This window comes from Citricoccus sp. K5 (assembly GCF_902506195.1).
Taxonomy (GTDB): domain Bacteria; phylum Actinomycetota; class Actinomycetes; order Actinomycetales; family Micrococcaceae; genus Citricoccus.
Window position 1 is genome coordinate 2,749,145 of sequence record NZ_LR732817.1, and the last position, 13,045, is coordinate 2,762,189.

Annotated in this window: 10 protein-coding genes; 1 reads left to right on the top strand and 9 read right to left on the bottom strand. The window is 69.3% G+C overall.

Annotated features, from left to right (window positions below):
- Positions 1-143 precede the first annotated feature (143 nt).
- The 8 genes from pcaG to BOSE125_RS12380 form a co-directional block, all read right to left on the bottom strand.
- A complete protein-coding gene (gene pcaG, locus BOSE125_RS12345; protein ID WP_159552946.1) occupies positions 144-785 on the bottom strand; it encodes a protocatechuate 3,4-dioxygenase subunit alpha in 642 nt (213 codons plus the stop codon).
- The gene (pcaH, locus tag BOSE125_RS12350) at positions 775-1,596 is read right to left on the bottom strand and encodes a protocatechuate 3,4-dioxygenase subunit beta (RefSeq protein WP_371300786.1); all 822 of its coding nucleotides are present in this window, start codon (positions 1,594-1,596) and stop codon (positions 775-777) included. Before pcaH ends, pcaG begins: the two co-directional genes overlap by 11 nt.
- 141 nt (positions 1,597-1,737) lie before the next feature.
- Positions 1,738-2,979 carry a 4-hydroxybenzoate 3-monooxygenase gene (locus BOSE125_RS12355; RefSeq protein ID WP_159552948.1) on the bottom strand — a complete coding sequence of 414 codons (1,242 nt, stop codon included), beginning with the start codon at positions 2,977-2,979 and terminating at the stop codon, positions 1,738-1,740.
- A gap of 170 nt (positions 2,980-3,149) precedes the next feature.
- Complete coding sequence (locus BOSE125_RS12360; RefSeq protein ID WP_159552950.1) at positions 3,150-4,031, bottom strand: IclR family transcriptional regulator; 882 nt, start codon at positions 4,029-4,031, stop codon at positions 3,150-3,152.
- A 9-nt stretch (positions 4,032-4,040) separates the two neighbouring features.
- Positions 4,041-4,331 (bottom strand): hypothetical protein, encoded by a 291-nt coding sequence (locus BOSE125_RS12365; RefSeq protein ID WP_159552952.1) that lies wholly within the window; start codon positions 4,329-4,331, stop codon positions 4,041-4,043.
- Positions 4,332-4,374: 43 nt separating this feature from the next.
- Positions 4,375-5,547: a heparan-alpha-glucosaminide N-acetyltransferase domain-containing protein gene (locus BOSE125_RS12370; RefSeq protein WP_159552954.1), complete on the bottom strand. Its 1,173-nt coding sequence runs from the start codon at positions 5,545-5,547 to the stop codon at positions 4,375-4,377.
- A gap of 47 nt (positions 5,548-5,594) precedes the next feature.
- Positions 5,595-6,617 (bottom strand): 4-hydroxy-tetrahydrodipicolinate synthase, encoded by a 1,023-nt coding sequence (gene dapA / locus BOSE125_RS12375; RefSeq protein ID WP_236557971.1) that lies wholly within the window; start codon positions 6,615-6,617, stop codon positions 5,595-5,597.
- On the bottom strand, positions 6,614-10,717 hold the full coding sequence (locus BOSE125_RS12380; RefSeq protein ID WP_236557973.1) for a Pls/PosA family non-ribosomal peptide synthetase: 4,104 nt from the start codon (positions 10,715-10,717) through the stop codon (positions 6,614-6,616). Before BOSE125_RS12380 ends, dapA begins: the two co-directional genes overlap by 4 nt.
- A gap of 500 nt (positions 10,718-11,217) precedes the next feature.
- Here BOSE125_RS12380 and BOSE125_RS12385 point away from each other — a divergent pair, with 500 nt between their 5' ends.
- Positions 11,218-12,042 carry a hypothetical protein gene (locus BOSE125_RS12385; RefSeq protein ID WP_159552958.1) on the top strand — a complete coding sequence of 275 codons (825 nt, stop codon included), beginning with the start codon at positions 11,218-11,220 and terminating at the stop codon, positions 12,040-12,042.
- Between the two features lie 127 nt (positions 12,043-12,169).
- Here BOSE125_RS12385 and BOSE125_RS12390 read toward each other — a convergent pair whose 3' ends face one another.
- Positions 12,170-12,964 (bottom strand): ABC transporter ATP-binding protein, encoded by a 795-nt coding sequence (locus tag BOSE125_RS12390; RefSeq protein WP_115933491.1) that lies wholly within the window; start codon positions 12,962-12,964, stop codon positions 12,170-12,172.
- Between the last annotated feature and the right edge of the window lie 81 nt (positions 12,965-13,045).

Genomic DNA, 13,045 nt, shown 5'->3' on the forward strand with positions numbered 1-13,045 from the left:
GGGTGGTGGGGTTGTTTCTAGGCTATCCGCACCGATGGCCCGGCGGGCCTTTGCGTCCGTTCTCGTCACGGAGGCGCGGGTCCCGCCGGGCCATCAGGCGGCGGCGTGCCGGGTGGTGCCGGCACTCATCCTTCGGAACCGGATCAGTCGTGCACCGGGTACTCGATGCCGGGAAACTGCAGGAAGACGGTCTCCTTCTCGCCCTGCAGGTGGATGTCGAACCGCAGGGTGCCATCGGCCTCACGCTCGGCGATCAGCGTCTGGCGGCGGTCCGCCTCCACGGAGGAGAGCAGCGCGTCCTTCTCGAGGGCGGCGGTGTCCTCCGGCAGGTAGATCCGGGTGTGCAGCTTGTTCATCAGGCCGCGGGCGAAGACCACCACGTGGATGAACGGTGCCTTGCCCTCTTCCGTGGGCCCCGGGTTGACGGTGGAGAACGTGTAGGTGCCCACGTTGTCCGCGGTGGCCCGTCCCCAGCCGGTGAAGGTCCAGCCGTCGCGGACCAGGGAGCCGGTCTCCTGGGGGATCTGCCCGTTCTCGTCGGCCTGCCAGATCTCGATCATGGCGTCCGGGATCGGGTCCCCGGCGCCGTCATAGACGGTGCCGGTCAGGCGCACGGCCTTCGGGCTGGCCGGGTTCACCAGGTGCTGGCCGTCCCGGAAGGGGATGTGGACGTTCTCGTACCCGGAGGCGTAGCCGAAGAACGGGCCGATGGTCTGGCCCGGGGTAGCCACCAGCTTCTCGCTCCCGTCGCGTGCCGCGGCCAACTGGTTCTGATCAATGCGCATCGGTGTCGCCCTCCATCCAGGTACGGTTGCTGCCGGTCAGGACGATGTCCCAGTAGTAGCCGGTGTTCCACTCGTGCGTGGAGACGTTGTGGTCGTACGTAGCGACCAGGCGGTCGCGGGCCTTCTGGTCCGTGATCGACTGGTAGATCGGGTCCAGGCTGAACAGCGGATCGCCCGGGAAGTACATCTGGGTGATCATGCGCTGGGTGAAGTCCGTGCCGAACAGCGAGAAGTGGATGTGCGCCGGACGCCACGCGTTGTGGTGGTTCTTCCACGGGTACGGCGCCGGCTTGATGGTGGTGAACTCGTAGAAGCCCTTGTCATCGGTGATGGTGCGGCCCACACCGGTGAAGTTGGGGTCCAGCGGCGCCGGGTGCTGATCGCGCTTGTGCACGTAGCGGCCGGAGGCGTTCGCCTGCCAGATCTCCACCAGCTGGTTGCGCACCGGGCGGCCGTCGCCGTCCAGCACGCGGCCACGGACCACCATGCGTTCGCCCAGCGGCTCGCCGTTGCCCTGGACGGTCAGGTCGGACTCCAGGGTGTGGACGTCCCGGTGGCCGAAGGCCGGGGACCACAGCTCGATGGTCTCCGGGTCGGTGTGGTGCATGTCCTTGGTGGGGTGGCGCAGCAGGGAGCTGCGGTACGGCGGGAAGTTCACGCGCGGCTGGGTCTCCCCGGACGCCGAGTCGTGGATGTCCTTGATCTCGGCGCTGATGGTCTCCTGGGAGTCCTGCGTCGCGGCGGGGTCGAGCACGTGGCTGTTGTCAAAGGTCTCATCGTCCTCGACGACGGGACCGGTGTTCTCGGTGATGTCATTGCTCACGGGCTGCTCCTTTCTACGGTTCTGGTTCTGCAGTGGGCGGATTGGTGGACGGTGGTGCGGTGAGGAGCCCGGGCCCGACGTCGGCCGGTCCCCTCCAGCGCCGGCCCGCGGGCCGGCGTCGGGCACCGGTCAGGCGTGCGGCCAGCCGGTGTACGACTCGGCCAGGTACTGCTGGCCGTAGCGCGAGGAGGTGACGGTCTCGAGCTCACCGAGGGCGCGCTTGGTCTCGAACGGGTGGGCGTCCTTGCGGGTGTGGAGCATGGACGTCATCCAGTAGGAGAAGTTCTGGGCCTTCCAGACGCGTTTCAGGGCGGTCTCGGAGTAACCGTCCAGCAGCTCGCGGGAGCCGGTGGCGTAGAACGAGTCCAGAGCCTCGAACAGCACCTTGATGTCCGCGAACGCCAGGTTCAGGCCCTTGGCCCCGGTCGGCGGGACGGTATGCGCGGCGTCCCCGGCCAGGAACATGTTGCCGTGGCTCATGGGCTCGCGGACGAAGGAGCGGAAGCCGAGCACCGTCTTGTCGAAGATCGGGCCGGTCTTGAGCTGGAAGCCGTCCGGGCCGTCCACGCGCTTCTGCAATTCCGACCAGATCCGGTCGTCCGACCAGTCCTCGGTCCTCTCCGCCGGATCGCACTGGAAGTACATCCGCTGGACGTTCGCGGAGCGCTGGGAGATCAGGGCGAAGCCGTGCGGGGAGTTCGCGTAGATCAGTTCCGGCGAGGACTTCGGGGCCTCGGTCAGGATGCCGAACCAGGCGAAGGGGTACTCGATCTTGAAGTCCTGGTGTCCCTGTTCCTGGCCCACGGCGCGGCGGCAGAAGGAGCGGGAGCCGTCAGCGCCCACGAGGACGTCGCAGTGGACCTCGTGGACGGCATCCGGGTCGGCACCGGCAGAGACGTCCTTGTAGCGGATCTTCGGGGTGTCCGACTTCAGGTCCGCCACCTCGATGACCGCGGATTCGTAGCGGATGTCACCGCCGTCCCGCTTCCGGGCCGCGGCCAGGTCGATGAACACCTCGTTCTGAGCGTACAGGGTGACCGTGGCGTCCACGAGGTCCGGGAAGTTCAGCGGGTGGGACTCCCCGTTGAAGCGCAGGTCGATGCCCTCGTGCTCGTCACCGTGGGTCAGCACGCGGCCGTCCACGCCGGACTCCGTCAGCATCTTCACCGCCTGCTGTTCCAGGATTCCCGCGCGGTGGGTGTTCTTGATGGTCTCCTGGTCCCGCAGTTCGATGACCACATTGTCGATGCCCTGCTTCGCCAGCAGGTGGGAGAGCAGGAGCCCGGCGGGGCCGCCTCCGACGATGCCCACCTTCGTCCGGGTGAGCTGTGGTGTATCTGCCCTATCGGCGCTGCCTGCGCTGGCTGCCATTCCAACTCCTTCGTTGTGCGGGGATCCGCGGCCGGGCCGGGGACTCATCCTGCGGGACGTCGTCAAGGCCGCGGGCTGCGGGGCCGGGCCTTCTGCCACCAGTGTGATGGAGCGTACAGACGATTGGCGGATCAATTCTCACTGAGTGAGAAGGATGACCGCGATGCAGGTCACTCCCCGGTGCCCGGCAGCGCCACGGGCGGGTGCTGAGGGAACACCGTGTCCGACGCCGGCATGGCCGCCTGGGGGCCCAACGCGCGGCTGATGCCGCGAGCCGCGGCGAGCAGCATCGGAGCCAGGCCGGGACGGAATTCCGAGGAGCGGGGCACCACCACACCGAGTGCCGCCACGGCATGGCCCTCTGGCGAGAGGACCGGCACGGCGACGCCGGTGGATTCCGAGTCGATCTGCCCGTCCACTGAGGCCCAGCCCTGGCGGCGGGTCTCCGCCAGTTGCAGGCGCAGTTCGGGCTCGGTGGGGTTGACCACCCCGCGGGCGTTGCCGGGGCCGGCGTCGTGCCCCGGACCACCCACCGGGGCGCCGAGTTCCGCGGCGTGGTCGGCGAGGAAGGATTCCGTGACGTGGCGCCGGGCGAAAGCCATCAGCACGAGCCCGAGCGAGGTGGTGAACGTGGGCATGCGGCCGGCGATGGTGGCCTGGTTGGGCACGGCTCCGCGCGCGGAGAGCCGCTCGAGGACCAACACGCCGTGGGCGTCCAGCACCGCGATCTGCGTGTGTTGTCGCAGCACGGCCTGGACGTCGTCCATGTACGGCATGGCGGCCTGGCGCAAGGAGGTCCCGGGCGAGGAGCGCGAGGCCAGTTCCCACAGTTTCATCCCGGGCCGGACGTCACCGTCCGAGCGTTCCAGCAGTCCGGCCGAGGTGAGCCGGTCCACCCAGCGGTAGGCGGTGGGCAGGGGGATGGCCGCGCGTCGGGCGAGGGCGGCAATCGAGAGTGTGGATCGCTCGGCGTCAAAGGCGCCGAGGATCCGGATCAACCGGTCCAGGGTGCTGTCCCCTTCCGACCGCCTGCTTCCGGGGCTCTCCGTCATGGTGTGAGCCTACCGAGGTCGGCGTCCGCCCTGCGCTCCACGGGCCAGCGTCGCGTCGTCCGCGCGGGCACCGTCCACGCCGTCGGCCATGACGTCCGATGGCCGCGTCGCAGGCCGGGTGCGCGTCGGGCCGGGGCCCGGTACCGGACCGTCGGCGTGGCGGCACCAGCGTTCACGTTCGCCGTCCGACAGGTCCTCCCAGGCCGGCGCCGGCGGCTGGCCCAGTCCAGGCAACAGCGCCATCCGCCGCTCATAGAGCGCACGGCCGGCCTGCTCCCGGACTCCGAAATCAATGGTCACATCCCGATTTTAGCCCCTGCGGCCGGCTTTCCGCTCAGGACCGTCAGGACTTTCGACTTCGGTACCAGCGCTGCCCAGCGGATGAGGCCGTGGTGGTCATCCATTCCAGCGGACCCTGGGACCGCTCCGTGACATTGCGCCAGAGCACCACGAACAGCAGAGCCAGGCCCACCTGCAGCCAGAACGAGATGTACGGGGTCTCCTGCAGCAGTCCTGTCGCCAGGAAGATCAGGTGGGTCACGTAGAGAGTGAGCGTCATGGATCCGACCAGGGCCAGCGGCCGGAGCCACTGCCCGATCCGCTGACCCAGCCAGAGCATGGCCCCCAGGCAGGCCAGGGCCCAGCCGAGGGTGTTGAGGACCTCCACGGGGGTCTCCGAGTACGGTGACAGCATCAGCAGCCACCAGCCCGAGTTGATGTCCGGGGTGGTGAACTCCAGCCCCCAGGTCAGTGACCGCACCAGCTCGTCCTCCGTCAGCCCGGGCGTGGTCGCAAGGACCCGGTCGAACCCGCCGAGGACCTCGATGGACAACCACGAGACCAGCCAGGTGGCCAGTGACATGGTCAGGCCCACCACCATCAGCCTGAGGTGGGTGTCCCGCAGGGTCAGGTTGAACCGTCCGACGGCGAGGCCGGCGAAGAGGAAGGCGGACCACGCCAGGACGGGGTAGGTGCCGGTGACCAGGAGTGCGGCGATCGTGCCGTCCGGCTGGGCGACGATGGACCCGAGCGATGGGTCGTAACCGTCCAGGTTCGGCATGGCGTTGCCGACGAGGTGGATGAACAACGTCCCCGCCAGCGCGAACACACCGGCCACGGTGGCGATCATCGGCGCGGGCGCTCCGAGCAGCGGTATGGCCATGAGGAACATGACACCGTAGTAGGTCAGGATGATGCCGGCCGGCGGGTCGAGGATCGCCAGCATCAGCCCGATGACGATGAGCACCACGGCCCGGATGGCGATGCCGACCCGCTTGGCCGCCAGGGCCTCGCCGGTCACCGGCTTGTTGCCACCGGTCATCAGCGCCAGGGAGACGCCAGCCAGGAACGTGAACAAGGCCGCCGAGATGCCGGAGCCGATCTCCCAGATCAGGGTGGTCTCCCCGGCCTCGGTGCTCTCGGGCAGGACGTGGATGGCGATCATGCCGATCAGTGCGAGCCCGCGGGCTGCATCGAGGCCGACGATCCGCCTCGACCGGCGTGGCGCGGCAGTCACGGCCCCGTCCTGGGTGCCGATTCGATCCGCTGGTCCGTCCGTCGAGGTCACCGGCCGACCTGTCCGACCGTGGCCTCTGCGGGAAGCCATCCGGTGGGCACCCGGGCGGGATCCGCCGGCGCGCCCATCTCGGTGACGGTTCCGGCCAGGACGTGGCGCAGCTCGCGCCGCTGTTCCTCGGTCAGATCCACCAGTGGCAGGCGCACTGGTCCGCCCGGCAGCCCCAGGTCACCCAGGGCGGCCTTGGCCGACGCGGCACCGGGGGCCCAGAACATCCCGCGGAAGATCGGCATGAGGTGGCGGTGCAGCGCCAGGGCCTCCGCGTTCCGGCCGTGGACGTGATGCTGCAACAGCTGGGTGAGCTGGTCACCCACCACGTGGCCGACCACCGACACGAAACCAGTGGCCCCCACGGACAGCCAAGGCAGGTTCAGCGCATCGTCACCCGAGTAGTACGCCAGGTGTGTCTGCCCCATGACCTCGGTGGCCCCCTCGAGGTCGCCCTTGGCCTCCTTGACGGCCAGGATGCGTGGGTGCCGTGCGGCGGCCAGGACCGTCTCGGTCTCGATCGCGATGCCGGTGCGCTTGGGGATGTCGTAGATCATCACCGGGAGCTTGGTGGCATCGGCCACGGCCAGCAGGTGCCTCAGCAGTCCGGTCTGACCGGGGCAGGAGTAATAGGGCGCCACGACGAGCAGTCCGTCAGCCCCTGCCGAGGCCGCCTCCTTGGCCAGCTTGATGCTGTGGGCCGTACTCCCGGCCCCGACGCCGGCGATCACTTTGCCACCGTGGGCCGCGGCACCCTGCTTGGCGGCGCGGATGGCCCGGGACTTCTCCCGGTCGGTGGTGGAGATGGACTCACCGGTGGTGCCGTTGACCACCACGGAATCGTTCCAGCCATCGCGGGTCAGCCAGGCAGCCAGCCGTTCCGTGCCCCGTTCGTCCAGCCGGCCGGCGTGGTCGAACGGCGTCACCATGGCGGTGATGACCCGGCCGAACGCGGCGGAGGCCGCGTTCGGGGCGTTGGCGGTGGTCGAGTCGGTGTCTAACCTGTCGGGAACCATGCTCATCGTGCTTGCCCTTCAGTCGTGGTGGTGCGGTTGATCGGATCGGTGCGCAGGGAGCCGGACGGGACGGGGTCCGACGGGGCGGGAGCGGCCACGGAAGGGCCGGCTGACGCGGTCCACTTCCGGTCCCAGCGGCTGATGGGATTGCCGGCCCAGCGCCCGTGGGCCGGGACGGTCTCCTGGGCCATGACCAACGAGCCGGGACCCACGGTCGCGCCGTCTTCGACGACGCTGCCGGGCAGCAGCACGCTGTTCGGGCCCAGGGTGGAGCGATCCTCCATCCGGACGGGGTCAATCCGCATGATGCGGTCGTGGAACAGGTGGGTCTGGAGCACAGTGCCCCGATTGATGCTGACCCCGTGGCCGATCTCGATGACGTCGAACTCCGGCAGCCACCAGGTCTCGCACCACACGCGGCGGCCGACCTTCGCTCCCATGAGCCGCAGCCAGATGTTGAGCATCGGTGTGCCCAGGCTCATCCGGACCAGCCCGGGCACCGCCAGGGACTCGGAGAACACGTCCGCGAGCTCGTTCCGCCAGATGAAGCTGGTCCACAGGGCGTGCCGCCCGGGCTTGAACCGCCCGACCAAGGCCCACTTGGCGACCAGGGCGATGGCGCAGGCCACGGTGCTGCTGGCGAGCATCACCAGCCCTGACAGTGCCACCGCGGCCCAGAATCCGCCGTTGTCCAGGATCTCGGAGATGACCCAGACGGCGGCCAGGGCCAGCCAGGCCGCGATCATGAATGGCAGGAGGCGGAAGGCCTCCACGGCCGCACGGGCGGCGACGAGCTTCGTGGGAGGGTCATAGGTCAATCCGGAGTCAGCGCCGTCGACCGGCCGGGGCAGCTCGACGGCTGGGCGGCCGAAGAAGTTGGATGCCTCCGGCATGTCCCGCGGAGCCGAGGAGAGCACGGCCACGAGGGAGCGGTCCGGCACGTTGCGGTCCGGCCCGACGACGGCCGAGTTGCCGACGAAGGACCGGCTCCCCACGGAGGACGGGCCCACGTGCATCCACCCCCGGCGAACCCGTGCGGAGGTGCCCATCGAGTGATCGGCCATGAAGGACCTGTCACCCAGGACGGTCAGGTGCGGGATCGACTCCAGCGTCGAGATCTCCACGTGGCGTCCCACCCGGGCACCGAGGAGTCGGAACCACAGCGGGGTCAGGACGCTGGCATAGATCGGATAGACCGCGATGAGGGTCTTGGCCAGCAACAGGTTGCTGAGCCACACCGCCCAGCCGGCGGCCGAATGCAACGGGTGCATTCCGGGAACGATCAGCCGGGACAGCAATCGGACCGTCCCCGCGACCAGGGACAGGAAGGTCAGCACCGTGATCACAGCGAACACGGGCACCAGCGCGGCCAGGGCCCACAGCACGTCAGAGAGCAGTGTCAGCTGCTGGAGCTGAACGGTCCACATCACCACGAGGGATCCCGGCACCACCGACACCATCGGCAGCAGGCCCATGCCGAACAGGGACACCGGAAAGAGCAGCTGGATCCCACGGCGCCCGTGATGGGGCCGCGCGGCCACCGGCCACTCGTCACCGGCCTGGCCGATGTACTCCATCTGCGAGCCGGCCCAGCGTTCACCAGCCGGGATCAGGCCGGAGACCACGGTCCCGGGATCGACCTCGGCGTTCTCCCCCAGGCACGCGCCGTCCATGAGCACGGATCGGGTGCCCACGCGGGCCCCCGTGCCGATCTCCAGCGCGCCGACGTGAAGGTGATCGCCGTCCAGCCAATGCCCTCCCAGGTCGGCCTCGTACTCGATCGACGCGCAGGCGCCGACGCTCATCAGGCCGGTGACCGGCGGCATGGCATCCAGGTGGACGTCCCGGCCGATCCGGTTGCCGAGCAGACGGGCATAGGTGATGCCCCAGGAGGTCCCCATGATCGGTTCCAGCTTGCCGAAGGTCACGATCCGTTCGGCGGTCCAGATCCTCAGGTGGACCGCCCCGCCCCGCGGATAGGTCCCGGGCGCGATCCCGGCGGTCAGCAGCCGCGATGCCGCCGCCGCGAACACGATCCGTGAGGGCAGGCTGAACAGCACGGCCCATGCGGTGATCAGGATCCACACCGGCGGATTGGGCACCCACAGGGTCGGGAAGGGTGCCACGTTGTACAGGACCCAGCACACGATGCCGATGCCGGTCAGGTACCGCAGACCGGTGATCCCGTAGAGACCCAGGATGACGGGAAGCTGGACCAGCCCCGTCCACCACGGGGTGGGTTCGAGCTCGCGCTCCTCGTCCTCGCCGGACTCCAGGCCTTCCAGGTGCGCAGCAAGCGCTCCCAGGGTGGGGTGGGCGTAGATGTCCGCGATGGACACGTCCGGGTACTGGCCGCGCAGCTTCCCGACGAGATGGGCCGCCGCCAGGCTGGCTCCACCCGAGGCGAAGAAGTCGCTGTCCCCATCCAGTGGAAGAGGGCCGAGCAGCTCAGCCCACAGGTCGGCGATCCAGCCCTCGGTCCCGCTCAGCTGGTGCCCCGAACCGTCGGCCTGCTGCACCGGCCAGGGCAGGGCCTTGCGGTCCACCTTGCCGGAGGTCTTCAGTGGCAACTCGTCCATGACGGCCAGCGCCGGCACCAATTGGGCCGGAAGCTGCTCGGCCAAACGGCGCCGCAGTGCGGCCAGGTCCAGGGTGGTTCCCGGCTCAGGCAACAGGTATCCGGCCAGGACCTTGTTCCCGCTCGGGGTGGACTGCACGGCGGCGGCGCCGGCGGCCACGCCGGGCAGGCGGCTCAGGGTGTCATCGATCTCACCGAGTTCGATGCGGCGGCCGCCGAGCTTGATCTGGTCGTCCACGCGACCGGCGAAGAGCAGCCCGTCGGGTTCGGCGACCACGAGGTCGCCGCTGCGGTAGGCGCGCTCCCAACCCAGAGCCGGCATGGGGGCGTACTTCTCGGCGTCCTTGTCTGCGTCCAGATATCGTCCCAGCCCGACGCCGCCGATGATGAGCTCACCGGTCTCGCCCCACCGGACCGGATTGCCCTCGGAGTCGACGACGGCCAGCTCCCACCCCCGCAGCGGCAGCCCGATTGACACCGGGCTGTCCGCGTCCAGCGCGGCGCCGCAGGCGATGACGGTTGCCTCGGTCGGGCCGTAGGTGTTCCACAGTTCCCGCCCCGGGCCGGCCAGCCGCGTCACGAGTTCACCCGGCAGGGCCTCACCGCCGAAGATCAGCAGGCGGATGTTGTCCAGAGCCTCCTGCGGCCACATGGCCGCCAGGGTGGGCACAGTGGAGACAGCGGTGATGCGCCGTTCGACCAGCCAGGGGCCGAGGTCCTCACCGGAACGGACGAGTGAGCGTGGCGCCGGCACCAGGCAGGCACCGCTGCGCCAGGCCAGCCACATCTCCTCACATGAGGCGTCGAACGCCACCGACAGTCCGGCCAGTACCCGGTCTCCCCGCGTCAGCGGCTCGCCCTCGAGGAACATCTGCGCCTCGGCGTCAGCCCAGGCCGCAGCGGACCGGTGGGTGATGGCCACGCCCTTGGGCTTGCCCGTGGAGCCCGACGTGAAGATGATCCACGCGTCGTCCTCCGGATGCGGCTCGGGAGCCCCGCCCACCGTGGCCACGCCCGGCCGGGCCGAAATCGTCAGGCCCTCGGTCACGACGGCGCACACCCTGGCCTCGGCCCAGACCGTGCCGGCTCGCTCGTCCGGCTCGTCCGCGTCGACGGGCACGTAGGCGGCACCGGCCGTGAGTGCCCCGAGGATCGCCACGTAGAGGTCGATACTGCCGGAGGGCACACGGATTCCCACGCGGTCTCCCGCGCCGATGTCCATGGACCACAGGCGCCGGGCCATCTCGTCCACCCGTTCACCGAACTCGGCGTAGCTGAGGGCAGTGGTGCCGTCGTCCACGGCCTGGGCCCCCGGGTAACTGGCGATGGTCTCCCGCAGGATGTCCACGAGGGTCCGGGGCGCGGCGGCCGGCCCACCGGAGTAGCAGGCCAGGTCGTCCGTGAGGGACGGATCCTGCGCATGGCCGTGCTCGGTTTCGGCCGTCAGGACGGCGTTGCCGCGTCCCGCACCCGAGGTCTTCGTGGTCCGTTCATCGTTCGCCGTGGCATTTCGGTGGTCCTGCGGCAATTTTCCCCCATGAATCGGTACGGGGTGATTCCTCATCCCCGGTCTCTTCGGCCTGTCGCGGGACCGCTCGACGGTCCGGAGGCATGCAGACCCGTGCCCCGCATGTCCCTACCCACCGGCCGGTAACAGGAGCGTTACGGGATAGCAGCCGGTGGGCACGACGTGCCCTCTAAGACCGTATGCATACGGCCTACTGGTTCTTCACCTGTCCGGTACCTGATCTCCACGTGGACTCTCGTGATCTACTGACGGGTAACCCTCGGACCGATGAGTCGGTTTGCCCAGCGCGCGCCGGATGTCCCCTGTCAGAGGGGAATGTGAACGGTCAAGGGTGGCGACGGCGTCGCGAGGGCGCGAAGGACGCGTTTGTCCTCGAGACGGGGTCGACGCGGCCGAGCCGGCCGCGGGATGATATCGGGACGGTGTCGAGGCGACAGAGCCGGCCGCGGGGCGGCGTCGGTGCGGCGTCCGGTGGCATCGGCGCGGCCCATAATGGAGGGATGAAGGGCCTCCTGCGCCGGAACCGGCGCACCACATCGGTCACGGCGCCGACCGCCGTCGTGATGATCGCCGTGGCGATTGCCGCGACCGTGGCCGGTTGCATGGTGGCGCCCCCGCCGGGCGGTGGACCGTCTGATGGCCCCACGGCGCCGGCATCGAAGGAGCCGTTGGAGCCGACGCCGGCCACCTCGGGACCGTGCCGACGCCTCTCGGACGGGGAGGTCCGGTTCGACACCGGGGACGCCCAACGCGTGGTGTTCGCCCTCGGACAGCAGCGCGAGACCACCGAGGCGACCCTGACGAGCTGCCATCGAGTGCAGGGCGGATATGCGGAGGAATGGGTCCGGCCGGCCAGGATCGGCTCCGGTGGGTTCGGCCCCGTGGACACGACCAAGGTCAATACCCTGCAGACTCCGACGGGCTCCTACACGATGACCGAGGGGTTCGGACGCGCGGACCCGGGAACGGACCTGGAATACCACGAGCTGTCGCCCGACAGCCACTGGGGCGGCCGGCCGGGTCCGCACTTCAACCAGTACTTCGAGGGCGAGGGTCAGTGGCCGGACGAGGGTTTGTGGGAGTTGATGGAAGAAGGGCTCTATGAGCAGGCCGTCGTGGTCAACTTCAACCGGCCCCCAGACACCGAGGCGAGGCCCGGCCTCTCGTTCGCGATCTTCCTGCACGCTGGCATGGAGGAATCGTGGGGTTGCGTGTCCACGGATACGGACACCGTCGTGCAGGTCCTCCGCAACGCCGTGCCCGGCGACCAGTTCGTCCTGGGTGCCGAAGAAGATGTCTTCACCAGCGGCAGCGACGCCGACTGACAGCCCGGCCGACGGCGCGGCCGGTGCCCGGATCGACCGACCACGCAGTGCGCCCCGGCAGCCGCAGCACCGTCATGCGTTGCGGCCACCGGGGCGCACTGTCCCTGATGGTGTGGTCGGCGTAGCCCTACCGGGCGATGGCGTCCTCGGGGCGGAAGCCCTTCTTGGCGAGCTGGATCTGTTCGTAGACGTGGTGGCGGAGTTCGGAGAAGCGCTGGGAGGAGCGGGTCTCGAGCTGGTCGCGCTCATCCGGCAGGTCGATCAGGACATCTTCCTGGATCACGGTGGGTGAGGAGGACAGGATGATGACGCGTTCGCCGAGGTAGACGGACTCATCGATGTCATGGGTGACGAACAGGATGGAGACGCCGAGCTTCTTCCAGACGCTGCGGACGAGGTCCTCCAGGTCGGCGCGGGTCTGGGCGTCCACGGCGGCGAAGGGCTCGTCCATGAGCAGCACCTGGGGCTGATAGGCCACGGCGCGGGCGATGGCCACGCGCTGCTGCATGCCACCGGAGAGCTGCCAGGGGTAGGACTTGGGCACGTGGGCCAGGCCGACGGCCTCGAGGGCGTTGTCCACGAGCTCGTCCCGCTTGGCCTTGTCCATCCCGGCGTTCTTCAGGGGCAGTTCGACGTTGTCCCGCACTCGCATCCAGGGGAACAGGGAGCGGCCGTACTCCTGGAAGACCACGGCCATGGACTTCGGCGGGCCGGTGACCTTCTTGCCGTGCAGGGTGACCTCCCCGGCGCTGGGGGCCAGCAGCCCCGCGATGCACTTGAGCAGGGTGGTCTTTCCCGAGCCGGAGGGCCCGACCAGGCAGGCCAGCTGGCCCTGGGGCAGGTCGAAGGTCAGGTTCCGGACGGCCTCGATGTCGCCGCCGTCGGTGTGGTACACCTTCTTCATGTTCCGCACGGAGAGCATGGCCTCGCCGTCCGGCATGGTCTTGCCGACGGTGATCAGTCCGTCCGGGGTCTCGGCCACGCCGCCCTGGGAGACGACGGT